Origin of the sequence: Desulfosporosinus orientis DSM 765, from assembly GCF_000235605.1 — a bacterium.
In the GTDB taxonomy this organism is placed as follows: Bacteria; Bacillota; Desulfitobacteriia; order Desulfitobacteriales; family Desulfitobacteriaceae; genus Desulfosporosinus; species Desulfosporosinus orientis.
In genome coordinates this window covers 3,738,459-3,763,076 of record NC_016584.1, presented here as the reverse complement: position 1 = coordinate 3,763,076, position 24,618 = coordinate 3,738,459, and the positions used below count along the sequence as shown (strand labels likewise).

The following is a 24,618-nucleotide window of genomic DNA, read 5'->3' as shown; positions in this document are numbered from 1 at the left end:
GGAGCAAACATGACAACGAGAAAAGCATCCTCTGAAACAGGATGGAACCTGGACAACAGTTATGCACAGCTTCCCGGTTCTTTTTTTACAAGGCTTAAGCCAACTGCTGTTCCCTCACCCAAGCTGATCATTTTCAATGAACCCTTAGCTGTATCCCTGGGGCTAAATGTCTTGGAGCTGCAAAGCCAGGAGGGAATCACGGTATTGGCTGGAAACCGGGTTCCAGAAGGCTCTTTACCTCTTGCCCAAGCATATGCGGGGCACCAATTCGGTCATTTTACCATGTTGGGGGATGGGAGGGCTCTGCTCATTGGTGAACAGATTACTCCCTGCAGTGAACGTGTCGATATTCAGCTTAAGGGTTCCGGCAGGACGCCATACTCTCGCAGAGGGGATGGCCGAGCAACCCTTGGCCCCATGTTACGAGAATACATTATCAGCGAAGCTATGAGCGCCCTTGGCATACCGACCACCCGAAGTCTTGCGGTAGTGACGACAGGCGAATCTGTCTTTCGGGAGACCGAGCTGCCAGGTGCCATTCTAACCCGAGTGGCTGCCAGTCACCTACGGGTGGGTACGTTCCAATATGTTTCTAATTGGTGTTCTATTGAAGAACTTCGGGTTTTGGCAGATTATACCTTGAACAGGCATTTTCCTGATATTGAGGATGTCGAGAATCCCTATCTATTACTGCTAAAGGAAGTTGTTCGGCGTCAAGCAAAGTTAATTGCCAAATGGCAATTGGTTGGTTTTGTTCATGGGGTGATGAATACGGATAACATGGCTCTGAGTGGAGAGACCATTGATTATGGTCCTTGCGCTTTTATGGACACTTATGATCCTGACACAGTATTCAGTTCCATTGATGTTCAAGGCCGTTATGCTTATGGCAATCAGCCTTATATTGCCGGCTGGAATCTGGCTCGATTTGCGGAAACTCTGTTGCCCCTGCTTCATATTAATGAAGCCCAGGCAGTGGAACTAGCTCAAGATGCGATTTCTGATTTTACAGGTTTGTATCGCCATTACTGGTTGGCAGGGATGAGATCGAAACTAGGACTATCTAATGAAGAAAGTCAGGATGAAACCCTGATTGAAAGTCTCTTGAATATGATGCGGAAATATCGTGGGGATTACACTAATACCTTTCGTGCCTTAACCTTAGGCAAACCGGGAGAATCAGCTTTGTTTGACAGCAGGGAATTTACTCTGTGGCACGAGCAATGGCAGGCGAGACAAGCCCGGCAGCAGGAAGGGAAGGCTGCGATGGTTGAGCTGATGCAAAATTTCAATCCTGCAGTAATTCCTCGCAACCATAGAGTGGAAGAAGCCCTGGAAGCTGCAGTGAAACATGAGGATTACAGCGTCATGAAGAAACTTCTTCAGGTGCTTTCCAGTCCATATGTATATTCGTCCGAACAAGAGGATTACTCCATGCTGCCTGAGCCGTCTGAACATCCTTACCGAACCTTCTGCGGCACCTAACCGGAATATAATTAAGGAGCTGTTGCGAAAAAGATATTTGCAACAGCTCCTTGCGTGTATACGACAATCTTAGTCTAAGAAACTCTTCTGCGACGCAGGGCCGCCAATTCTAGATTGATAATAACAATGGCAAGAAGAGTAATTAATCCGCCGACCAATTGAATAGGCAAAACATGTTCGTTTAATATAAGGTAACCGCTGATCACACCGACAACGGGGATCAGATTTAGATAGATCGTTGTAAGGGCAACGTCCAAACGCTTCAAGGCATATGTATAGAATAAATAACCCGCAAATGAACAAAAAACTGCCAGGAATAAGATATTAGCTAAGGCGGTCAATGAAAACATATGCCAGTCCTTATATTCTAAAAGGGACAAAGGGATAAAAAATAAAGTTCCGAAAATTGTCTGATACGTCGTTAAAAACAATCCGGAATATTTTTTTTGAAGAGACTTATTAACCATGGTAAAGAAAGCCCATGACATCATGGCGCATATCATCAAGAGATTCCCCAAAAAATGAGCGGAATTTAGTTCGAGTTTGCCGTTAGCAGTAACTGCCAGGTAAGAACCCCATATGGCAACGAAAACGCCCAAGAGTTTCAGGAAGGAAAGTTTGCTATGAAAAAACAGCACATCAAGCAAAATTGTGATAATTGGTACTACCGAAACAATTAGAGAAGCGTTGGTTGCTGTGGAAAATTTGACCCCGATATTTTCAAATATAAAGTACAAGGTAATACCAAAAATTCCTCCTAGAATCATTTTTGGCAGATCCAACTTATCTAGTTTTGACTGAGGTTCAACCCTGCGGATCATGATCCCCAGCATCAAGGAAGCGATGGCAAAACGAATTAGGGCCATGGTAATAGGGGGAACTTCAATGACTGCTACCTTAATGCTGACATAAGAAATTCCCCAAAAAATAATGACGGCAATCATTGCTAGATTTGCCCAGACTTGTTCTTTAGATTGAACGGGAATAAATTCTCCGTGTAACGACATCTCTTTATTCAACACACTCTTCATCATAACTCTCCGTTCTATTGATTTCCAGTATTTATAATACTACCATACTTTAAGTAACCTTGGAACAAAGATATTGAAATTAATAATTAAGGGATTGCTGCAAAACCAAAATGTTTGTAAAGTGATTTTTTCATAGATAGGGTTTTCAGCCCATGGCATTGTTTCCCGGCACAATGGCAGGATTTTGGTTAAAACAAGTTCAGAGGGTACAACCTTTTATGTTCATTTCACTCTCTCTTAATCTGCGAGCCTTTTGGAATGTTGGCAGATATAAAAATGCATCTAGCCCTTGACTATACAGGAACTAGATGCATTTTTATATTTGTCAGAGACTCAAGTAACTGAGGCTTTTTGTTAAAACACAATACCTAAAGCAATAAGCATAAGAATGGCAATAGTGACAATAGCAATGCCGCAGCCGAAAATAATCATATATTTAGCCTCCTTTTCCATATATTACATAATATTCCTGACTCCAAAAGCTGACACAAAAGAGGATAGAAGAATGAGTCAGTGACGGTAACGGCCTTGGTAACCGGGAAAATTGTCTAATTCCTCGGATTGAAGGAGTCTAAATCCCATTTTAATCCAGAAGCCTCGAGCCTCAGCAACCGACCCCAGAACAATAAACTTAATTCCGAAATCTCCTGCAAAATCCTGAAGCCAGTTCACACAGAAGGAACCGATCCCTTTTCTTAATTGATGAGAAGGAAAGGATAACCAATCCAGATAAATGCCTTGATGATAGTTGCAAAAATGAAACAGGAACTGAGTAAATTCAATTTCTGATGAATCTTCGATACAGACAATACCCGTCTCATCATTCACGATTTCGAAATGAAGGTTGTACTTTTTATTTAAGCGATTTCTTAAGGCCATTACTCGGATCTGAAGGTCTTTGGGGGATAAAGCCTGGTGAGGCTCACTTACTGTAGGGGCTAATGGGACATAAACGAATATTCCTGTATCTCTAGGATTGTTTCGAATACGAGGATTTGAGAGGTCAGGATGAAGATCCCCATGATCACCAATCATGTAAACCACTCCCCTCTAAGAGTCTATGACCTATTGTTTGTTACAGAATATGTAAGTCTAGTCAATATAGACAGAATATTTAAAATATAATTTAGATCTTGACATCGAGCTTATATAGGCAATATACTTCGTGATACAAAGCAATATATTGCCTATATGAGGTGGTGCTAAACTATGAATCGATTGGATAAAGAGAAATTTATATTCGGTAGTCTGTTTCTATTAGCAAACAAAATGCAGGTCAATGGAGATAAGTATTTAGCAGAGGATGATATGACCTTACGGCAGTGGTTTTTGACCATTAGTATTTTACAGTTTGGAGATCACCCGCCTACTTTAAACGAAGTAGCAGAGAAGATGGGGAGTACACGTCAGAATGTCAAGCAGCTCGTCACGAAATTATTGGAAAAAGGGTTTATCACTGTTGAAAAGGATGCAGCAGATGCCAGAGCTATGCGCTTAAAGCTGACTGATAAAAGTGAATCCTTTTGGGAGGGGAGAGAAGAGAAAGATAGAAGGTTTATTACAGATCTTTTCAAGGACCTTACAAATTCTGAATTGAATGTTATGTGTGAAGGCTTGAACAAGCTCCTCGACACAATAAAAGGGATGAATAGGAATGCTTAAGTCAGAAGGCCTAAGAAGAGACAGGAGGAATAGGAAGATGGAGAAGAGCTGTTTGCTGATTATGATTCTTGCCTTGATCATATTGTTGATAGTTTTTTTGACATATCAATCTAAAGGCTTAAATAGAGCTTATCATTCAGAAGTTGACAATGCCTTGGCAAAGGAGAAAAAAAAGGATAATTCAAGACTGACTATGGACGATATCAAACATCTGCCTAAGCCGGTTCAAATGTACCTTAACTATGTGGGAGCTATGGGTAAAGAAAAAGTGCATAATGTCAAACTGAGGTTTGACGGACTTATGAATACCGATAAGAAAAAAGATCGCTGGAGTAAAATTTCTGTAGAGCAATATAATTTCTTTGATCAAACATCTCGATATTTTTATATGAAGGGCAGCAAATCAGGATTGCCTTTCTTGGGATTACATGTGTATGGCGGCGGCGGAGCTTCTATGTTAGTCAAAGCTTTAGGGTTGGTACCTGTCCTTGATCTGAAAAACGAGGAAATGGTTAAGGCAGAAACCGTCACAGTCCTCAATGATATGTGTTTATTTGCCCCGGCGGCTCTCATTGATCCCCGCATTCAATGGGCAACCATTGATCCTTTAACAGTTAATGCAACCTTCACGAATAACGGGATTGAAGCTTCAGCGGTCCTTTCCTTCAATGAAAAAGGAGAATTACTGAACTTTGTTTCTGACGACAGATATCGATTAGCTGCAAATGGTTCCCTCATAAAAGAGAGATGGTCTACCCCTGTGAACTCTTACAAGGTTGTTGACGGTATAAAGACGATTGGCAAGACTGATGATTCGTGGAAAACAGATAACACCGGAGCCTTTTGGCATACACCCGAGGGGGATTATTGTTATATTAAATTAAATGTCATAGACATCCAATACAACGTGAAATAATTAAGATAAGTAGTCGCTAAACATTGACTGAAATAGGAGGATGGGCATGCCTGATGTTTACTCAAACTTCCAAGAGCTGCAGCTATATGAATTAGAAGGACAGGATTATCTCATAAAAAGGAGCCGGGATTGGCATCCGGTTTTAATAGCTGCCCCTCACGGCGGTAATATTGAACCATACACGTCGGATATTGCCCAATGGATTGCCGGTGAAGAATTTGCCTGGTATTCGTTTGAAGGGATAAAGGGTGCAGAGGTTCGTAAGCTGCATATTACAAGTCATCACTTTGATGAACCTTTGCTGTTGACAGGTTTACAGCAAGCTCAAATAGTCATGACTATTCATGGCCTGAAAAACTCTACAGAAGAATTTTTAATGATTGGCGGTTTAGATTCAGACCTAAGTAATAACTTAAGAATAAAACTCCAGCGCTGCGGTTTTCTTGTAAAAGACAGTGAGGAAAAATACCGCGGTGTCCATCCTAGAAATATTTGCAACCGAGGCGTTACCGGTAAAGGGGTTCAATTAGAACTAAGTTTTGCCCTCAGGAAACGAATTAATGAAGACTTGGAATGCAGAGTACGTTTTGTCGGGGCAATAAAATCTGTGATTAGTGCCTACTTTTAAAAATTAACCCTACACCCGTATTTGAACTTCTCAATAGGGTGTAGGGATTTTTTAAATGCAAAATCCAAAAAACCTTTCTGTAAAGGGTATGTTTTTTAAAAGTTATCTTCTTCCGCATCTTCTATGACTGCAACGATATTCTCCTCCTCGAGGGTGGCTTCTACAACTAGCGGTTCTGTTTTGTTGTCTTCTAGGGAATTGGCAGACTCATCCTTTGTCAGCGCACCATGCTGAATTTCGAATACTAACGTTTTTAGATTATCTAAAAGACGTTTTTTCTTCTGCAGCCAACTCTTGCCTGAATCAATAGTTACTTGAGCTTTTTCTTCAACGTCTTGCAGGGCATTTTGCGTCTTATCTTTGATTTCGAGGGCTTTGTCTCCTAATTTTTGGGCCTGGTCTGTGAGATCTTGGCGCAGCTCTTGACCACTTTTGGGAGCCAGCAACAAACCCATTACTGCGCCTGCGACACTTCCAAACAGAGCTGCTTTAATTACTTTCTTATTACCATCCTTACCCACATTGTATCCTCCTTCTTCTTTGCATACAATTATAGGGACATCCACTTTAGCCTTATTCATTATATGCTTCCTTATGGAAAACGGCTTCTGAATCAGAGAAATTGTATTAAAGTTCACACTCCTCTGCGGGTAGACATATGATGGGCTAGGATACTAGTCAATGATTTTTGCGATTTAGGAGGCTGACGATGATAGATAAAGATATTCCAATAATTAACCGAAAGGGAGCGGACTATCCGTTGACAAGTGTTGTGGTCCTAAATAAAGGACATGATGGTGTTGTACAGGCCAATCCGGTTGCTTTTGTACATTTAATAGGGGGTACAAGCTATTCCGTTAAATGTAATCATAAAAATTTAAAATCAGTCGGCATGAAGCCTCCTCAAAGAATTGAAGAGGCTTCATGCACAGAGGCAGTCATAAAAGATTCCATTATTAAGAGGTTTGTCAGAGTCATAAGCATCCTCTTAACGGTAGGAGGAGCTTTGTTTATTGTTAAACACAAACGACTGATGAGTTTTACAAAAACTTGAGATTTAAGTACAAAGGGTAAGGCCTGCTATTGATAATCGAAGTAATCCGATAGTTTTCTCGGACCGGCTAGGATATCCCTGCCAATGAACAGTGTACCATCATCTTTTGTTTTGATATGCCATTTAACAAGAACAATAAAACCTTCACTAATTTCAATAGCAGTAATACTGCGGGGATGTACACCGCTTCCGTCATTAAAATATAAAGGATCACCGATTTCCGGAAACATTGGCCTGTGAGTATGGCCGGCAATGAGCATGTGTTTTTCTCTGGTTACCCATTCGGTTAATTTTTTTTCTACTGCATCTTTCTTTTTGTAATTCTTTGCAGTACTAGTGGGATCATTGAATCCAAATAATTCGAGGGGACGCCATACATATTTGACGAGAAACCTGGAGACCATCCATAAATCATAATCCAGTAAGCTCACTTGATGTCCATGGATCAAAAGAATTTTTTGCTGGGTCTCTCTATGGCTTAAAACCAAACCCTCATGAACCTTAACATTCTCAAATAAAGGAATATATTCTTTTTGCCGTTCATCATAATATTGATATAAGTTCTTTTTTATGTAAGAAGCATTACTTTTAACCATATCATGGTTTCCAAAGATTAAATACAGTCTTCTTTCCGCAAAAAACTTGGAAAGAAGCCAAAAGGCGTTGCTATGTACATAGATAATGTCCGAAAGTTTACTATTCTTCCAGAGTTCGTCACCGTCACCAATCTCGATGTAGGTGAAATTTTCAAGATAATAATGGGTTAGGGCTGCGAAATAGAGATTTTGATTTTTGGAAAAATCATCGGCCCAGCTCCCGTCACCCCTGTGGACGTCACTCATTAAAACAATTCTGGAGGAGTCATCAATAAGAATTTCATCCGCTGATTCGAAGACTTTTGATATACGCTTTAGCACATTCATTAGAAACACCTCATGAAAAGCAGTCATTTTATCTCGGTCCCGTTATTTATTATATTGGTTAGACAGAAAAAGGTGCTTTAGGGATGCATAAACAACATACATTGATCCCGATTGTTATTGGTACAGCCATTGTTCTTGCAGTAATAATTTTTAAACCCACTGCCAGAGAGTTGGCAGTGGGTTTAAAGATTATCATTAAATCATTATTCTTCAATAATTCGTCCGTCCGTTGATATTGTGACAACATGCCAAGGTATTAAGGTTTCGCTATTGATTAAGGATTTTTTAACCGCTTGAACAATACCGCCACAACAAGGGACTTCCATTCTTAGAACTGTGACACTTTTTATCTCATGTTGTTTCAAGATAGCAGTTAGCTTCTCTGAGTAGTCGATATCATCGAGTTTAGGACAGCCAATCAAGGTAATTTTATTGCGCATGAATTTTTGATGGACAGCAGGATAGGCAAATGCGGTGCAATCGGCTGCTATGAGTAAATGGGCGTTATCCAGGTAAGAAGCGTTGATGGGGATTAACTTTAACTGACAGGGCCATTGGTTGAGCTGAGAAGGAGAGCTTTCATCCGATTGAAGTGACGAGGATTCTTGCTTTCTGGCAAGGAGTTTTGCCTGTGTGCCTGGGCAGCCACAAGGCTGAGTTCCATGAGTCTGAGTTTTTCGCTTCTCCATATTTCTTTTGACAGCTTCTTCATCATATTCAACGGTTTCTTTCTCTTCTAAGGTAATTGCGTCAGTAGGGCATTCAGGCAGGCAATCACCGAGACCATCACAATAACTTTCGGAAATCAAACGGGCTTTGCCATTAATGAGCTGAAGGGCGCCTTCGTGACACGCCGTGACACAAAGTCCGCAGCCATTACATTTTTCTTCATCTATGCTTATAATTTTTCTTAGCATTTTTATTCCCCCTAAAAAATTCTTTTGTTTTTACAAGTTCATTATATTACAATGTAATCACTAAGTCGGTAGCTGAGGATACAGAATTGTCGGGGGAGAATCATGTACAAAAAGTATTTGACCAAGGTTTTAGGGGTTAGCTTGTTTGCCGGGATGAATGGTGACTCCATTGAGGCGATGTTAAATTGTCTTAAACCCAAAATATCCTGCTTTAAAAAGAATGATTATATTGTAACTGGCGGAGACCCCTATGAAAGCGTCGGAATTTTGCTTACGGGTTCAGCAACAGTTAGTAAAGAGAATACCTCGGGAAACCGGATCGTCATGACACTTTTAAACCCGGGGGATATCTTTGGTGAGATCGTCGCTTTTTCCAGGCTGATGACATGGCCGGCAACGGTTCAGGCCCAAGAAACCTGTGAAGTATTGTTCCTGCCCAGGGGAAAGATTGTCGGTGATTGTGAAAGAATGTGTCCATGGCATAAAATTCTCGTTCAGAACTTTTTGCGAATTATTTCAGAAAGAGCCATGCTGTTAAACAAGAAAGTAGAATATCTGACGATTAAAAGTATGCGGGGGAAAATCAGTACTTATTTGTTAGAACACTATAACAGAACAGGAAGCAGAAAAATCGTATTACCCTTAAACCGCAATGAGTTAGCGGATTTTTTGAATGTTTCCAGACCTTCCATGTCACGGGAAATGGGAAAAATGAGGGATGAAGGGATTATCGATTTTTATTTGGCGACCATTGAACTATTAGATTTAGAAGCGTTAAAGTTAATGAGTGACTAGCAAATCGACGGCAAAAACCCCTTAAGGAAGGAGCAATTTATGAAAACTCTCTCTTTAAGGGGTCCTATCTATAAATCCTTATTTTATCGCTAGTTCATATAGACGATTAGGTTTGTAATGCCTAAAATAAGAATAGACAAAATAATGGTTCCGCCTATAATAATGAGATTTTGTTTTTTGGTGTTAATTTTATGCCAAGGCACAAAGGACCCCTCCGTATTATCAAATCTTATTTCATAGTAACATTGCTTAAATTTAAAATGTATAGATAGAAGGTCTTAGGTATATAGGGCTAAAGTCCTGCATTCTTCTTGCGATACTGCTAAAATCCGCACTGTGACTGGATTTTGTAGGTGGGATTATTGTTAGACAATCTAATAAAATGAAAGTTGGTTGGGATAATAATGGAAAGTATCACCAAACTCATGGAAAATGATCGTTTTGCTGCTTTTGTCGGCATAGAGCTTTTAGAAGTTAAACCGGGGCATGCGGTTGCTAAAATGGATATCTCCGAGAAACACTTAAATGGAGTGGATATTATTCAGGGAGGAGCCATATTTACCTTAGCGGATTTCGCATTTGCAGCTGCAGCAAATGCTTGTGGAGAAATCACGGTGGCTATCAATGCCAATATCTCATACTATAAAGCGTCCGGCGGCAGGTCTTTGCTGGCAGAAGCAAAAGAAGCTGCCGGATCGGCAAGAATTGTTAATTATAAGGTAGAGGTTTTTAATGAACATCGTGAGAGCATCGCTCAAGTAAATATCACAGGCTACAGGAAGAAAAAAAGCCTTGATCAATAATAGGCGATGTACGAATTAAGGGCAATTGATCAGAGTCTTGGATTCGGGGGTAAGACATGGAAGATAAGCAGGCAGAAGTTCTAAAAGAGTACAGCAGAGCTCGCCTTAATGAAGAAGCTGTCAATGTGGAAAGAATTCATTTTTATAAAACGGATAAGCGAGTTAATCCTAAACAAGAAGATCCGTTTTGGTTTTCTGTTGGTGATGTGCCGATTTTAGTGTCAGCTCCTCATGCAGTTAGACATTACCGGCAAAAAAAGATTAAGATGTCCGATCAATTCACAGGTGCCATTGTTTACCTGCTCAACAAGTTAACGGGTTGTTCAGCAATTGCGGCAACGAAATTATACGGTGGAGACCCCAATGTGGATAATCCATGCATTTACAAAGAAAAAATTCACGATTTATGCGCCAGGCAAAATGTGAAGTATGTATTGGATATTCATGGTTCTGCTCGCGAGAGTGAATTTGATATAGACATAGAAACCAATAGGACAAAGAACCTGTTAGGTAAGACGAGGGCAGCTAACCTGCTAGAAGGGAATTTTCAAGACTTCGGATTACCAAAAATCTCAAGAGATTATTTTAAGGTCTCTGAACCTAATAGTGTGGCTTCATACGTGGCCCGGGAACTGGGGATACCGGCTCTGCAGATCGAGATAAATAAACAATTTCGTGTACCTGCCCAGAATCCTCAAGGTTTTCATCGTCTCATGGGGGCTTTGATAAAAAGTATTCATGAGCTGACTCCTCATTTTTAAATTAATTTTAATAAAAATTTAATTTTATTTAATTAAATATTTGACAAGCTAAATAATTTACGGTAAACTTAATTTTGTTAAGAGGGAGTAGTTGTAATTACAAAGGCAACATACCCGGTAAGGTGCCTTACCTGTCTTTGTAAACCAGTTTGTGGTAACAAGACTTTTAACATAGCCGTCAGGCTGTGTTAAAAGTCTTTTTTTATACTACTCAGAAAGTATAACCTTGGGTACTTGGCATCCCGACACCTCGCCGGCTATGGCAGTGTTCTGGACCTCGAACATCTTCGAGTCATGGCCAATGTAAGTGCAGTTTAGCGGCCGCTGATCAAAGTGCACTTTTGATTTAAAGGTAAGGAGTGATTGTTTCGTAAATACTAGAAGAACCTACGAAATAGAAATAATGTTTAGGGAGGTTTAAATCGTGGACTTTTTCCAAAAAGAAGCCGAAGAAGTCATCATTGAATTACAGAGTAATGAAGAGACGGGATTATCAGCGGTAGAAGCTGATAAAAGAATTAAACAGTATGGCAAAAATGTCTTTACGCCAAAAGAAAAGGATAGTATCTTTGCCAAAATAATTGACAGCCTAAAAGAGCCACTGATTTTAATACTTTTGATTTCCGGTGTCATTTCTTTAGCCATGGGTCATCTTGCAGATGGTTTAGGGATTTTTGCTGCAGTTCTGATCGCAACCTCTATCTCAATTATTCAAGAAGGCAAGTCGGACAAAGCTTTTGAAGCCTTGTCCAAGCTGAGTGAAGATGTTCATGTGAAAGTGGTACGAGATCAGGAAATTGTTTTGCTTTCCCAAAGTGAATTGACAATTGGAGACATTATTCATTTAGAGACCGGGGATAAAGTTCCGGCTGATGCCAGGATCATCCATTCATCAAGCCTGGGAATTGATGAATCCATGCTAACGGGTGAAGCGGAAGCCGCTTCAAAAAATTCTTCTAAAATTGATCGAGTTGATTGCCCCTTGGCAGAGCGAAAAAATATGCTCTACTCAGGGACGATGGTTATCGAAGGAAGGGCAATCGCCATTGTGACTTCCATCGGCGATAGAACAGAGATGGGCAAAATCGCCGATGAGCTCAAGGGTGAATTGAATGCAGAGACCCCCCTTCAAGAGAAATTAGCGGATCTTGGCAAACGGATTTCCATTATCGGCTCTATTGTAGCGGCGGCAATCTTCCTTTTTGAAGTCTTTCGGATGTACACTCAGGGGATTCTTGTCCTGGATAATATAGGAACAGCGCTTCCAGGGATTAAAGATGCTTTTGTAACTTCAGTGGCTTTGATTGTTGCTGCGGTACCTGAAGGTCTGCCCACCATGGTGGCCATCACTCTGGCCTTTAATATGCAGAAAATGGCTAAAAACAATGCCCTCGTGCGAAAATTGATTGCTTGTGAAACTATCGGCTCAGTCAATGTTATTTGTTCAGACAAAACCGGAACGCTGACTGAAAATAAGATGACCGTGGTTGAGGTTTGGTCTGACGGCAAAGAGGTTCCAGTGGATCAGCTTCGCAATCAAGAAATGCTCATGAATTTTTGTCTGAATTCCACAGCGGATATTTCCCAACAAGGAGAGAACTATGAGTTCTTGGGAAATCCCACGGAGTGTTCTCTCCTTGTTTGCGCGGACAAAAATAATGTAAACTATCTCCACTACCGTAAACAGTATAGTGAGCCGGTAAGTGAGTACAATTTTACCTCAGCCCGAAAAATGATGTCCACCGCTTATGAGACGGATCAAGGCTTCAGACTCTATACCAAGGGTTCGCCGGAAAAAGTGTTAAGCATTTGTAACCGGATTTTATATAATGGTGTAATTATCCCGATGACCCAGGAGCACATCCAGGAAATCGAAGCTAAGATCAAAGATCTGCAGGATAATGCCCGCAGAGTTCTGGCCTTTGCCTTTACTGATTTTGCTGAAGAACCCCAATGGGAAGATATCTATAATGTGGAAAAGAATCTGGTATATACCGGTTTTGTAGGAATCGAGGATCCCTTGCGTTCGGATGTCAAAGAAGCTATTAATCATTGCCGGCAGGCGGGTATTACCGTAAAGATTTTGACAGGAGACAATATCAACACAGCCCGGGCTATTGCAACTCAATTGGGAATTGTCAAGGAAGACTCTTTAGTTTTGGAAGTGACAGACATTGATGCCATGAGCGACGAAGAATTAAAGAGCAAGCTTCCCAAGATTGTGGTTATTGCCAGGTCAAATCCTACGGCTAAGATGAGAGTAGTTAAGCTTTTACAGGAGATTAATGCGTCAGTTGTTGTAACAGGGGACGGAATTAATGACGCACCTGCTTTAAAAGCAGCAGATGTCGGTGTTGCCATGGGAATTGCAGGTACAGAAGTGTCCAAAGAAGCATCGGATATTGTGTTGTTGGATGACTCTTTCTCAACAATCGTCAAGGCGATTAAATGGGGAAGAGGGATTTATGAGAACTTTCAGCGTTTTATCCAGTTCCAGCTAACGGTTAATGTTGTCGCCTTTCTTACCGTCATTTTGGCAGAAGTTATGGGGTATGCCATGCCATTCACGACCTTACAGTTATTATGGGTGAACATTATCATGGACGGTCCCCCGGCCCTGACTTTAGGGCTTGAACCTCCCAGAGAACATTTGCTTAAACAGCAGCCTATTAAGCGTAACGCATCGATTGTAACCAAAGATATGCTTTTGAAAATCGTCGCCAATGGCATGTTCATTGTTGCTGCACTGTTGTTTGTCATGAATACACAACTGCTCGGCGGTACAGAAGCTCAGCAATCAACTATCGTGTTTACTTCCTTTGTCTTGTTCCAGCTCTGGAATGCCTTTAACAGCCGGGAGTTTGGCGTCAGAAGCATTTTCCCAAATCTGCTTAAAAATAAAATGATGGTGGGAGTCATCATCTTGACCTTCTTCATTCAGGTCCTGGTAACACAATTTGGCGGAGAAGTATTCAAAACCGTGCCGCTGGATTTAACTTTGTGGGTTAAGATGATAGGGTTTACCTTTAGTATTGTAATATTTAGTGAAGCTCTAAAGCTGATTATGAGACTGTTTCAAGGAAATCCTCAAAAAGCTTAGAATTGATTAATAAAGAGCTGTTGCAAAATTCGCAACAGCTCCTCTCTTTGTCACCCTGATAAAGACCCGAAAAACATGCATCTAAAGAATCCATAGACAAGAAAGGCAGGGCAGTTTCGTCCACAGGAGCGAACCCATTGCATGGAGAGGCGGTATAAGCCCACAAGCGGCTGCGGGGATTGCGGAGCCTGGTTTACACCAGGAACTACCCGGAGGTTTGGCGGAGCTCGCAGCCGCGAATGGGCGAGCCTCGGAATGCTGCGGTACGAAGACACTGTCTTCGCACGAATTAACTTACTTGCACGGATGTGGCGAAGCTGCCCGACCCTGGAAGCACACTCGTTTCATCCTCTGCTGGCGTTCCGCATCAGCGGCATGGTAGGCTATCCTGAAAAACTCCAAAAAACCATTATCATCTTAATGTTTGTAATGATAAGATATGGGTAGCCTAAGATTTAGGATCATATTGAGGAGGACACTAACATTGGTAATTATCAAAACTGAAAAAGAAATTGAACTTATGGCTGATGCAGCTAAGGTTTTGACTGCCTGCCACAGAGAACTCCGTTCCTTAATTCGTCCGGGGATCACATCCTGGGAAATCGATAACTTTGCGGAAAAGTTTATTCGTTCCCATGGTGCAACCCCTGAGCAAAAAGGATATAAGGGGTATCCCTATGCTACCTGTGCGTCTGTCAATGATGAAATTTGCCATGGATTTCCCACTAAAGAACCTCTCAAGGAGGGTGATATTGTCGGAATTGATATGGTTGTTAACCTGGGCGGGTGGCTTGCTGACTCTGCCTGGACGTATCCTGTAGGTAAGTTATCTCAAGACGCAGAACGATTGCTGAAGGTTACTAAGGAATGCCTCTACTTAGGTATTGAAGCTGCAGTTATAGGCAATCGAATTGGAGATGTTTCTCATGCCATCCAAAGCCATGCGGAAGCCGAAGGCTACTCAGTTGTCCGTGACTTTATGGGCCATGGCATTGGGAAGATAATGCATGAAGATTTACAAGTTCCTCATTTCGGCCGCCCTCATCGAGGAGAGAGACTACGTGAAGGGATGGTCTTTACCATTGAACCGATGATTAATATTGGTTCCTATCGCCTTAAGATTGATTCGAATCATTGGACAGCCAGGACGATAGACGGCAGCCTTTCCGCTCAGTATGAACATACTATCGCTATTGGCAAGGACGGTCCTTTGGTATTAACTGAACAGGACTAAGAGCCAAAGCCTCATACTTTCCAGCGTTTGCGGAGCACTATGAACCTCAGCATCAGCCAATTTCTTATTTTAGTAATTCTCCAGAGGATTTTTTGAAAAAAAGTCATTTGAATTCCCTCCTTATGTGACAGCTTTATGTTATGTTTCCCAATTTTTTAAAAACCAGTCTAAATTAATCCGTGGATAGACTGGAATTTGGGGCAAACTAGTATTACCTCAGCTGTTAAGGAGTGATAGGATGAGTTTTCTCAAGGAATTTAAGGAGTTCGCAACCAAGGGTAATGTTGTGGATTTAGCAGTCGGTGTGATCATTGGAGGCGCTTTCGGCAAAATTGTATCCTCTCTGGTTGCTGATATTATCATGCCTCCCATTGGACTGGTTGTGGGAGGAGTAAAATTTACCGATATCAAGCTTAAGCTTAAAGATCCGGTGACGGATGCTTCGGGAAAGGTCATACAAGAGGCTGTAACAATGAACATCGGCACCTTTATTCAGACGACATTGGACTTTCTGATTATAGCCGCCGCCATATTTTTGTTGGTAAAACTCATGAATTCCCTGAAAAGAAAGAAGGAAGAAGCTCCTTCCCCGGCAGTTCCAAGTCCGGAGGTAGAGCTTCTTACAGAAATAAGGGATTTATTACGAAAACGTTAGCAGAGACAATTGAAGCCTCCGCCCATCAATTTTGAATGGGTTGGCGGCTTTTATGCCGTTACAAAATCTTTCAAGTGGATAAGCAAATCACGAAGATCCTTAGGAAAAGGAGCTCTGATGATGATAGGGAGTCCCGTTGCAGGATGGAGAAATGCGTACATTGAAGAGTGCAAGGCATGGCGGGTAAGAAAGGTTGTATCTCCTCCATAAAGGTCATCTCCGAGCAAGGGATGGCCAAAGCCCTCACAGTGGGCACGGATTTGATGAGTACGGCCGGTTTCTAAGATAAACTCAAGAAAGGTTGCCGTAGGGTAACGGTGAAGAACCCGAAAACAAGTGCGGGCCGAGATACCGTTGGGATCAATCTGACGTTTGATAAAGCTGTTGGGAGCAAACCCAATAGAATCGTCGATAGTTCCTTCATTTTCAGCTACCACTCCCTGAACAAAACCATGGTAGCGTTTATGGATATGTCCGCGTTCCAGCTGCCATGCCAGTTGTTGATGAGCGAATTGATTTTTGGCGATAACAACCACTCCTGAAGTATTGCGGTCAATCCTGTGAATGGGACGAAACAAGCGATTTTCTCCTCTGCGTTCCCAATGACCGATGACGGCATTACCTAAGGTTTGCGTAGGATAGCGGTTGTTTGGATGAACCACTTGTCCCACGGGTTTGTTGACTGCCAACAAGTATTCGTCTTCAAAAAGAATATCAAGGGGCAGGTCTTCACCCTTGATGGTAGCCTCTTCATCGGGAAAAAGTTCAACGGATAACAGATCCCCTTCTTTGCCCCGAGAGGTTAAATATGTGAATTTGCCATTGACCCAAACTCGTTCCCCTTTCTTCAGCCTGTTTAACAGTTTAATGGAAAAGTGAAATTTGTGGAGAAGGATGGATAAATATTTTTGGCCAGAGTCGTCTGGTCCTAAACGATATTCCCAGAGTGCCGGTGGTGTATTCATAATTCCTCCAGTTATGTTTTTAAATATGAAATTGGAGTAAAAATTCATTGAGTGAACATACTTTTAACATAATTCTCCTAATAAAAAGGAAAATTATGTACTGTGAAGAATAATAATAATGCTCAATAGTCGATCCATAATGCTAATAAGGAGGCCCAAACGTGAAAGATCCTCGTATCGAAAAACTTGCAGACTCATTAATTAATTATTCAATTGCCCTTCAACCTGGGGAAAAGATATTGATTGAAGTGACAGGACCGGATATTCCTCTTGCCCAAGCCCTCGTTGGTTATGCCTATCGGGCGGGGGGATTGCCCTTTGTGTCTACTATTAATCATACCCTACAACGGGAACTATTAAAAGAATTCTCTGTGGAGCAAGCTCAGGCCATGACACGCTGGGATTTAGCCCGTATGAAAGAGATGCAGGCTTATATCGGCATTCGGGGCGGAGAGAATGTCAACGAGTGGGCAGACGTTCCCAGCGAATGCTTGAAAATCTATACTTCCCACTATCAAAAGGCCGTTCATTCGGAACAGCGCGTTCCCCATACCCGCTGGTGTGTATTAAGATATCCTAATGCAGCTATGGCTCAGTTAGCCAATACGAGTATTGAGGGCTTTGAAGATTTTTACTTCAATGTCTGCAATCTGGATTACTCGAAAATGTCCGTGGCCATGGACCCGTTAAAAGCTTTGATGGAGAAAACGGATCGAGTACATATTGTTGGTCCTGGAACGGATTTGGAATTCTCTATTAAAGGCATGCCTGCCATAAAGTGCGATGGTCATTTGAATATTCCCGACGGAGAAATATTCAGTGCTCCTTTAAAGGAATCCGTCAATGGACAGATCAGCTATAATACACCTTCCCTTTACCAAGGATTTGCTTATAATAATATTGTCTTGAATTTTGAAAAGGGAAAAATCGTTAAGGCAACAGCCAACGATACAGAACGGATAGAGTCGGTTTTCAATACGGATGAAGGGGCACGGTTTATCGGAGAATTTGCTATAGGAGTGAATCCATTCATTAGCACTCCTATGAAAGACACACTTTTTGATGAAAAAATCGATGGGAGTTTTCACTTTACTCCAGGGTCTTGTTACGATGAATGCAATAATGGCAATAAATCGGCAGTTCATTGGGATCTGGTTTGTATTCAAAGAGCGGACTATGGCGGCGGAGAAATGTATTTTGACGGAACTTTAATTCGCAAAGACGGGCGCTTCGTTTTACCTGAACTTGAGGACTTGAACCCTGAAAACTTAAAGTCTTAGGAAAATAGCCTTGTAATGCCTATTGTAAATATCCGTTTGATAAGGATAAGGAGTCGATTATTTAGATTATGAAAGGTCAGCGCTTACGTTTGGTCTATAATCCTTACGCCGGGCGGCGAAAATTAACGTCACAACTGGATACTGTCATCCGCATATTCCAGGAAAGCGGGTATGAAGTCTGCGTCCATCGAGCTTCTTCCACTGCCGATATGGAGCAGGCGGCGGCTGAAAGCCAGGATGTTGAGCGATTTGTGATTGCCGGAGGAGATGGGAGTATTCATCAAGCCGTCAATGGTTTGTTGAAAATCCCGGAGATTCAGCGGCCGGCTTTAGGAATTTTACCTGTTGGAACAGCCAATGATTTGGCTTATGCTTTGGGTTTGCCTAAGAGCATTCCTGAAGCTTGCAAAGTTATTGCTAAAGGAAATATTTTTAGAATGGATACAGGACAAGTTAATGACCGGTATTTTGTTAATGTAGCAAGTGTAGGGCTATTGACGGATGTCTCGCAAAAAGTGGACACCCGGGTAAAAAATACCCTTGGCCAATTAGCTTACATTATTAAAGGAATAGAAACCCTCCCTTCCTACCGGCCCTTTCGTATTGAATATGAGACAGGGGGGGAAGTGCATTCAGAAGAGGTTATTTTGCTTTTAGCCGTAAACGGACATTCCGTAGGTGGTTTAAGGAAGTTGGTACCCAAAGCGTCCTTGACGGACGGACAATTAGAAGTTCTCATTGTTCCCGCGGCAGGCTGGCCGGAAACCATTAGACTATTGTTAAATGTTTTGCGGGGGGAAAAAGTAGGGAACGGAAAAATCAAAGAGTTTCAGACCACGAATCTAACAGTACATACGGATCGTCCCCTAAAGACAGATCTTGACGGGGAATATGGGCCTGAAAGTTCTTGGCATATTAAAATTGGCCCGAAAATCTCAGTTCTCTGTTAGGTTCACCCCGATTATGACGGATATTGTCTGTTCTTTCAAGGCGTGGAAGTGATTGCTGGGAGGAATTACATGATCGGTACACCATTTCAACAAGATGTCTTGAGGAGGCTTAGCACTCTGGGTCCTGTCTATATCGTAGGAGGAGCTGTTCGCGATGTTCAGCTGGGAATCCCTTTAAAGGACGTGGATGCAGTTACAGCAATACCTTTTCATCAGATTGAAAAGAACTTGTCTGATTGGGGCTATACTCCTCATGTAATCGGAGACCATCAGCCGACCATAAGTTTGTTCCGTGATAAAGCTAGAATCGATATCTCCCTTCTAGCCGGAAATGTTGAAGCAGATGCGCTCCGCAGAGATTTCACTATCAATGCAATTTATCAGGATGTACGTACAGGGGAGATCAAAGATCCCTTAGAAGGACTGCAAGCTTTAAGCCAACGAATGCTTAGAGCTTGCGGGCGTGCTGAAGAGCGTTTTCAAGAAGATCCCCTGAGAATTTTGCGTCTTATAAGGTTAGCTATTCGCTATGATTTTCTCATTGAGCAGGATACTTGGCGGGCTGCTAATGAGAATCTTACCCTACTTAAAAGTGTAGCCCTGGAACGAGTATCAGAAGAATTGGGCCGGATTCTGGTGCTGGATCAGGTTGACAGGGCATTAGGACTTCTCGACGACTTGCATTATATTGAAGAGTATATTCCGGAGCTTTACCGGCTAAAAGGCCTGGAACAAAACAAGTTTCATACCAAAGATGCCTGGGATCACACACGTCATGTGGTCAAGAATGCTCCACCTCAAGTGTTGCTGCGCCTGGCAGCATTATTTCATGATCTGGGCAAATGGGAAACAGCCAGTCGTGAGTGTCATGCCTGGGGGACAGTGACACGGACCGATGAAGGGTATTATTTGGATAAGTTCCAGCTGTTTGGCAAAGATATCGAACGCTGGACAAACAAAGAGGTTGAAATTCATGGGGGCAGACTAGACAATCGTCAGGATACCATCGTTATTAAACGCATAAAACCCTTAAAAAGCAGACCGGAGGTTCCTTTTCAATGGGTTGTCAATGGGAAACGACATTTTTTACAGCACGAAAAAGATAGCGCTCGTTTAGTTAAAGAGCTTCTGTCTCGTTTTCGCTGGTCTGTGGTTCTTCCAGGCGGCAAAAAAGGAGAACAAGAGCTCCTCTATTTAGTAGGACATCACATGCTGGGGACTTTGACCTTTATCAACGAAATGAGAGGGGAAAGGGACAATCCCAAAATTAATGGCAAGGCTCGCCGTTTTGCCTGGCAAGTTGGTTGGGACGGTCAATACTATAAAACCCAAAAAGTAGAAAATTTGCTTGATTTATGGAAAGCAGATTTTCTGGGGGGAAAACAGGATGCCGAGAAGAATTTATATCGCTTGGACTGGATTCAGAGAGAAATCCGGAGAGAGAGCGCTGATCTTGAGGAACGAGGACGGCTGCTTGATTGGGGCTTTTTTGAAAGGTTTGCCTGTTCCAAAGGACTTGCCGGTCAACATTATGGCCAGTTCAAGGAACATGTACGCAAGCATGTCATGTTGAACACCAAAAACACATTAACGGATCTGAGGTTTCTGGAACAGGAATATAAGTTCTTTTCTAAACTGCCTCTGAAAAATTCCCTAGATCCGAAAGCCAGGGCAGCCTCGTCCACAGGAGTGAATCCATGGCATAGAGAGGCGGCAAAGCCCACAAGCCAGTGCGGGAAAGCGTAGCCAGTGGTTCACCTCAGATACTAGCCGTCGGTTTGGCGAAGCTGTCCGACCTGAAGGATCTATTTGATTATCATGTTCGATACCTATTGACCTAAACCTATTATTAAGTTATAATTATTTCAATGAAAGGCGGTGTTGTTATGGAAAAACGTTGGCGTTGTACAGTTTGCGGGTATATACATACAGGAGAAAATCCACCGGAGGTTTGTCCCGTTTGCGGTGCAGATGCAAGTTTTTTTGAATTAGTTACAGATGAACAAGAGGCTCAGACAGGAACTGAAGTGAAAGCTGCTCCCAAGCCTGCCCCGGTTCAGCCTGACAAAGCAACGGCAATACGTCAGGCACTCCATCGAATATCTTATGGTCTCTTCATTATTACTGCTCAGGCTGAGGGTAAGGATAACGGACAGTGTGCCAATACCTGTTTTCAAGTTACATCGGAACCGGCAAGAATCGCCATTGGAATCAATAAACAAAACTACACTCATGAGTTAATTCAAAAGAGCGGCAAATTTGGGGTTTCAGTATTAAGTCAAACCGGTCAGGATTATGCACGGGGATTTGGCTATCGATCAGGCAGAGACGTCAATAAGTTTGAAGGAGTAGCTGTTCACCGTGGTGAATCGGGAGTTTTGCTCCTTGATGATGTGCTTGTGACCATGGAGGCTACTGTTACCGGGCAATTAGATGCCGGAACTCATACACTTTTCCTTGGCGATGTTACGGCAGGGGAAATTCTTCAGGAAGGGGAACCAATGACTTACGCTTATTTTAGAGCCTCGAAATAATTTATCCATCATTGGAACCTTTAAGTTAATTGGACTTAGACGTGGTTAACCCTCTCGCTTTCCCTAAGCGGGAGGGTTATGATTTCATGGAAACACTGGAGGATGTCATGGATCTGCATGAACAGATTAAGTGGAAAGAAGACATTAAGAGGTGGGCAAGAGAAGGAGGTTTTGCTGCAAGCGGGTTTACCACGGCAGACCCTGTGGAGAGTCTTAGATCGGTATTAAAGACGAGAATTGATCAGGGTATAGGGACTCCTTTTGAAAGCCAAGACATTAAGGAACGAATAGATCCGCGTGCCCTTTGGCAGGAGTGCAGTACCGTCATTGCCTTAGCTTATCCGTTCCCACTGTCTTTGCCTCCTGAGAAGGGCGAGGGTATTCTTGCACGGTCTGCAGCTGGAGATGATTATCACCATGTTGTGACCAGGAAGATCCGTCAGCTCATGGACTTGATGATTCAGCATGATTGGCCAGGTTCCCTTCGCTTTCAAGTGGATACAGGTCCTCTGATTGAGCGGGCATTTGCGGTTCGGGCTGGAATTGGCTGGATTGGCAGGAATCAGCATTTAATAATCCCGGGTTATGGTTCGTTCGTGGCTTTAGCTCTCCTTCTTTTAGATCAGGAGATCCCAGGGGATGAACCCCTAAGTCCAGGGCAATGCGGAGCCTGTCAGCGATGCATTCGGGCATGTCCGGCCCGGATTCTTGGCAGAGAACCCTTTAACTCCAAAAGGTGTGTCTCATATCTTACCCAAAGTAAAGAGGTACTGACCCTTGAAGAGAGGCAGCGCCTGGGATTGAGAATTTTCGGCTGTGATACTTGTCAGGAAGTTTGCCCTCACAACCAACAATGGCTGCAAGAAGAACGGAAGTCTCCGCTGCGTCGTGGGGTGAACCTCAAAGAGATTTTAAACTTAAGCAAAGGGGAATTTTTGAAGGAATTTAAACACACTGCAGCAGGATGGCGCGGCAAGGGTGTTCTGCAAAGAAATGCCTATATCGCTTTGCAGAATGCACAGGATTCCGAAAGTGTGCAAATACTGTTCGATTACCAAAAAAATAAAACCATTCCGCCGTCGATTTTGCCTTATGTAACTTGGCAGGAGCATGATCAGGAGCTATAAGCAGGATAAAGCACACGGCTCGATCCGTGTGCTTTATCATCTTGAGACTTTCATAACGATACCTTCTGAAGTATCTATAGATTATTGAGCCTGCGTTCTACAAAACTGCCGATACGTTTGAGAGCTTCTTGAAGCTGTTCAATGGAGTAGGCATAGGAACAGCGAATATGGCCTTCCCCTGAAGGGCCAAAAGCGGTTCCGGGAACGACAGCGACTTTTTCTTCTTTTAAGAGTTGCTCTGCAAACGCTTCAGAAGACAATCGTGTCTTTGAGATATCCGGGAAAACATAAAAAGCGCCTAGGGGTTCAAAGCAGTCCAGGCCCATTTGACGAAACCCGTGAACTAAGAGGCGACGTCTCCGGTCATAAGCTTTAACCATATCATCTTTGGCTTCATGAGCAGAGCGCAGGGCTTCTATGGCTGCAAATTGACCCATAATTGGGGCACAGAGCATGGTGTACTGATGAATTTTGGTCATTCCTTGAATTAAATCGGCATGACCGGCAACATAGCCAATTCTCCAACCCGTCATTGCGTAGGATTTTGAAAATCCGCTGACAAAGAGAGTACGGTCACGCATACCCGGCAAACTAGCGAAGGATACATGGGTATGATCATACGTGAGATCAGAATAAATATCATCGGCAAGAACAAGAAGATCATGCTCAGCTACGAAGTCAGCAATGGGAAGCAAGTCTTCCCGGGTCATGATAGCTCCTGTTGGATTATTGGGATAAGAGAGTACGAGGAGTTTCGCTTCAGGTGTATAGACCTTCTTTAAATCCTCCACTCGCATGCGAAAGTCTTCTCTAGCATAAGTAGGGACATAGTTAACCTTAGCCCCTGATAAGATGGCGCAGGGGGCATAGGATACATAGGAAGGGTCAGGTACTAAGACCACATCTCCTGGTTCCAAAACAGCCCGCATTACCAGATCCACAGCCTCACTGGCTCCGGAGGTAATCAGTATTTCCCCTAGGGGACTATAGGATAGACCTAAGGTTTTGTTTAAATGGTGGGCCAGTTCTTCACGCAGTTCAAAGAGACCAGAGTTACTGGTATACATGGTCTGTCCTTCTTCTAAAGAGAAGATGCCGCTTTCCCGGACAGTCCAAGGTGTGACAAAGTCAGGTTCTCCTACTCCTAAGGAAATAACATCTTTCATGGTTGCAACAAGGTCAAAAAACTTGCGGATTCCTGAAGGAGGAAGGGTGGCAACGTGGTTGGCCAAATAGTTGTTCATGGTGACACCACCAAACGTTGAAGAGTTTCTTCTTCGCCCATAAGTTCGATACCATCCTGCTTATAGCGGCGAAGCACAAAGTGTGTTGCTGTACTTTGAACATGTTCAAGGGAGGCTAGTTTTTCAGCGACAAAAAGAGCCACATCCTGCATGGTCTTGCCTTCAATAAGGACAGACAGATCATACCCTCCTGACATGAGATAAAGGGCTTTGATCTCAGGATATTTTTGCAGGCGTTTGGCGATTTTGTCAAAGCCGTAGCCGCGTTGGGGCAGGACTTTAACTTCAATAAGAGCAGATACCTTTTGATCACCGGTTCGGTCCCAGTTAATCATAGGCTGATAGCCAACGATGATTTTTTCCTTTTCCCAATCCTGGATGCGCTTGGTAATGTATTCAGTAGACAATCCTGTTTGCACAGAAAGCTCTTCATGTCCAAGTCTACAATCTTCAGAAATAAGTTTAAGCAGTCGACGATCCTCTTCACTGAGCATTTTATAATCCACCTCTTTTATTATATAACACAATCATAACACGAATTACCGTTCCATAAA

Annotated in this window: 25 protein-coding genes; 17 read left to right on the top strand and 8 right to left on the bottom strand. The window is 42.6% G+C overall.

Annotated elements, in window-relative coordinates; translation table 11 throughout:
* Nucleotides 1-9: 9 nt before the first annotated feature.
* Nucleotides 10-1,485 carry a protein adenylyltransferase SelO gene (locus DESOR_RS17650; protein WP_014185946.1) on the top strand — a complete coding sequence of 492 codons (1,476 nt, stop codon included), beginning with the start codon at nt 10-12 and terminating at the stop codon, nt 1,483-1,485.
* A gap of 74 nt (nt 1,486-1,559) precedes the next feature.
* On the opposite strand, the gene DESOR_RS17645 is transcribed toward DESOR_RS17650, so the two are convergent.
* Nucleotides 1,560-2,519 carry a DMT family transporter gene (locus DESOR_RS17645; RefSeq protein WP_242832344.1) on the bottom strand — a complete coding sequence of 320 codons (960 nt, stop codon included), beginning with the start codon at nt 2,517-2,519 and terminating at the stop codon, nt 1,560-1,562.
* Between the two features lie 507 nt (nt 2,520-3,026).
* On the bottom strand, nt 3,027-3,551 hold the full coding sequence (locus DESOR_RS17640; RefSeq protein WP_014185944.1) for a GNAT family protein: 525 nt from the start codon (nt 3,549-3,551) through the stop codon (nt 3,027-3,029).
* A gap of 174 nt (nt 3,552-3,725) precedes the next feature.
* Here DESOR_RS17640 and DESOR_RS17635 point away from each other — a divergent pair, with 174 nt between their 5' ends.
* From DESOR_RS17635 to DESOR_RS17625, 3 genes are read left to right on the top strand one after another with little or no spacing between them, the layout of a single operon-like run.
* Nucleotides 3,726-4,178 (top strand): MarR family winged helix-turn-helix transcriptional regulator, encoded by a 453-nt coding sequence (locus tag DESOR_RS17635; protein WP_014185943.1) that lies wholly within the window; start codon nt 3,726-3,728, stop codon nt 4,176-4,178.
* 37 nt (nt 4,179-4,215) lie between these two features.
* Nucleotides 4,216-5,094: a DUF6544 family protein gene (locus DESOR_RS17630; RefSeq protein WP_014185942.1), complete on the top strand. Its 879-nt coding sequence runs from the start codon at nt 4,216-4,218 to the stop codon at nt 5,092-5,094.
* A 46-nt stretch (nt 5,095-5,140) separates the two neighbouring features.
* Nucleotides 5,141-5,722 carry a poly-gamma-glutamate hydrolase family protein gene (locus DESOR_RS17625; protein ID WP_014185941.1) on the top strand — a complete coding sequence of 194 codons (582 nt, stop codon included), beginning with the start codon at nt 5,141-5,143 and terminating at the stop codon, nt 5,720-5,722.
* A 95-nt stretch (nt 5,723-5,817) separates the two neighbouring features.
* Here DESOR_RS17625 and DESOR_RS17620 read toward each other — a convergent pair whose 3' ends face one another.
* Entirely contained in the window at nt 5,818-6,303 is a 486-nt protein-coding gene (locus DESOR_RS17620; RefSeq protein WP_014185940.1) for a YtxH domain-containing protein, read from the bottom strand.
* 128 nt (nt 6,304-6,431) lie between these two features.
* Here DESOR_RS17620 and DESOR_RS17615 point away from each other — a divergent pair, with 128 nt between their 5' ends.
* On the top strand, nt 6,432-6,776 hold the full coding sequence (locus DESOR_RS17615) for a hypothetical protein (RefSeq protein ID WP_014185939.1): 345 nt from the start codon (nt 6,432-6,434) through the stop codon (nt 6,774-6,776).
* A 26-nt stretch (nt 6,777-6,802) separates the two neighbouring features.
* Here the strand turns inward: DESOR_RS17615 and DESOR_RS17610 are convergent, their stop codons facing one another.
* Together DESOR_RS17610 and DESOR_RS17605 are read right to left on the bottom strand one after the other, a co-directional pair.
* Nucleotides 6,803-7,699 (bottom strand): metallophosphoesterase, encoded by an 897-nt coding sequence (locus DESOR_RS17610; RefSeq protein ID WP_042331366.1) that lies wholly within the window; start codon nt 7,697-7,699, stop codon nt 6,803-6,805.
* Between the two features lie 203 nt (nt 7,700-7,902).
* Complete coding sequence (locus DESOR_RS17605) at nt 7,903-8,616, bottom strand: ATP-binding protein (RefSeq protein WP_014185937.1); 714 nt, start codon at nt 8,614-8,616, stop codon at nt 7,903-7,905.
* A 102-nt stretch (nt 8,617-8,718) separates the two neighbouring features.
* On the opposite strand from DESOR_RS17605, the gene DESOR_RS17600 reads away from it, so the two are divergent.
* From DESOR_RS17600 to mscL, 7 genes are all read left to right on the top strand, one after another.
* Nucleotides 8,719-9,411 (top strand): Crp/Fnr family transcriptional regulator, encoded by a 693-nt coding sequence (locus DESOR_RS17600; protein WP_014185936.1) that lies wholly within the window; start codon nt 8,719-8,721, stop codon nt 9,409-9,411.
* Nucleotides 9,412-9,815: 404 nt separating this feature from the next.
* Nucleotides 9,816-10,214: a PaaI family thioesterase gene (locus DESOR_RS17595; RefSeq protein WP_014185934.1), complete on the top strand. Its 399-nt coding sequence runs from the start codon at nt 9,816-9,818 to the stop codon at nt 10,212-10,214.
* A 56-nt stretch (nt 10,215-10,270) separates the two neighbouring features.
* Complete coding sequence (locus DESOR_RS17590; RefSeq protein ID WP_014185933.1) at nt 10,271-10,975, top strand: hypothetical protein; 705 nt, start codon at nt 10,271-10,273, stop codon at nt 10,973-10,975.
* Nucleotides 10,976-11,399: 424 nt separating this feature from the next.
* Nucleotides 11,400-14,075, top strand: a complete 2,676-nt coding sequence (locus DESOR_RS17585) for a calcium-translocating P-type ATPase, PMCA-type (RefSeq protein ID WP_014185932.1) — start codon at nt 11,400-11,402, stop codon at nt 14,073-14,075.
* A 141-nt stretch (nt 14,076-14,216) separates the two neighbouring features.
* Entirely contained in the window at nt 14,217-14,522 is a 306-nt protein-coding gene (locus DESOR_RS17580; RefSeq protein ID WP_014185931.1) for a hypothetical protein, read from the top strand.
* Nucleotides 14,523-14,559: 37 nt separating this feature from the next.
* Entirely contained in the window at nt 14,560-15,309 is a 750-nt protein-coding gene (gene map / locus DESOR_RS17575; protein ID WP_014185930.1) for a type I methionyl aminopeptidase, read from the top strand.
* A 238-nt stretch (nt 15,310-15,547) separates the two neighbouring features.
* Nucleotides 15,548-15,964 (top strand): large-conductance mechanosensitive channel protein MscL, encoded by a 417-nt coding sequence (gene mscL / locus DESOR_RS17570; protein WP_014185929.1) that lies wholly within the window; start codon nt 15,548-15,550, stop codon nt 15,962-15,964.
* A 50-nt stretch (nt 15,965-16,014) separates the two neighbouring features.
* On the opposite strand, the gene DESOR_RS17565 is transcribed toward mscL, so the two are convergent.
* Complete coding sequence (locus DESOR_RS17565; RefSeq protein ID WP_014185928.1) at nt 16,015-16,929, bottom strand: RluA family pseudouridine synthase; 915 nt, start codon at nt 16,927-16,929, stop codon at nt 16,015-16,017.
* A gap of 161 nt (nt 16,930-17,090) precedes the next feature.
* On the opposite strand from DESOR_RS17565, the gene DESOR_RS17560 reads away from it, so the two are divergent.
* The 5 genes from DESOR_RS17560 (at nt 17,091) to queG (ending at nt 22,820) form a co-directional block, all read left to right on the top strand.
* Nucleotides 17,091-18,209 (top strand): aminopeptidase, encoded by a 1,119-nt coding sequence (locus DESOR_RS17560; RefSeq protein WP_014185927.1) that lies wholly within the window; start codon nt 17,091-17,093, stop codon nt 18,207-18,209.
* A 68-nt stretch (nt 18,210-18,277) separates the two neighbouring features.
* Complete coding sequence (locus DESOR_RS17555) at nt 18,278-19,159, top strand: diacylglycerol/lipid kinase family protein (protein WP_014185926.1); 882 nt, start codon at nt 18,278-18,280, stop codon at nt 19,157-19,159.
* Between the two features lie 69 nt (nt 19,160-19,228).
* Entirely contained in the window at nt 19,229-20,905 is a 1,677-nt protein-coding gene (locus tag DESOR_RS17550; RefSeq protein ID WP_014185925.1) for a tRNA nucleotidyltransferase/poly(A) polymerase-related protein, read from the top strand.
* A gap of 140 nt (nt 20,906-21,045) precedes the next feature.
* The gene (locus DESOR_RS17545) at nt 21,046-21,693 is read left to right on the top strand and encodes a flavin reductase (RefSeq protein ID WP_014185924.1); all 648 of its coding nucleotides are present in this window, start codon (nt 21,046-21,048) and stop codon (nt 21,691-21,693) included.
* Between the two features lie 86 nt (nt 21,694-21,779).
* Complete coding sequence (gene queG / locus DESOR_RS17540) at nt 21,780-22,820, top strand: tRNA epoxyqueuosine(34) reductase QueG (protein WP_014185923.1); 1,041 nt, start codon at nt 21,780-21,782, stop codon at nt 22,818-22,820.
* A gap of 74 nt (nt 22,821-22,894) precedes the next feature.
* On the opposite strand, the gene DESOR_RS17535 is transcribed toward queG, so the two are convergent.
* Both DESOR_RS17535 and DESOR_RS17530 read right to left on the bottom strand, forming a co-directional pair.
* Nucleotides 22,895-24,064, bottom strand: a complete 1,170-nt coding sequence (locus DESOR_RS17535; RefSeq protein WP_014185922.1) for an aminotransferase class I/II-fold pyridoxal phosphate-dependent enzyme — start codon at nt 24,062-24,064, stop codon at nt 22,895-22,897.
* Complete coding sequence (locus DESOR_RS17530; protein ID WP_014185921.1) at nt 24,061-24,558, bottom strand: Lrp/AsnC family transcriptional regulator; 498 nt, start codon at nt 24,556-24,558, stop codon at nt 24,061-24,063. The genes DESOR_RS17535 and DESOR_RS17530 overlap by 4 nt, the downstream gene beginning before the upstream one ends.
* Nucleotides 24,559-24,618 lie beyond the last annotated feature (60 nt).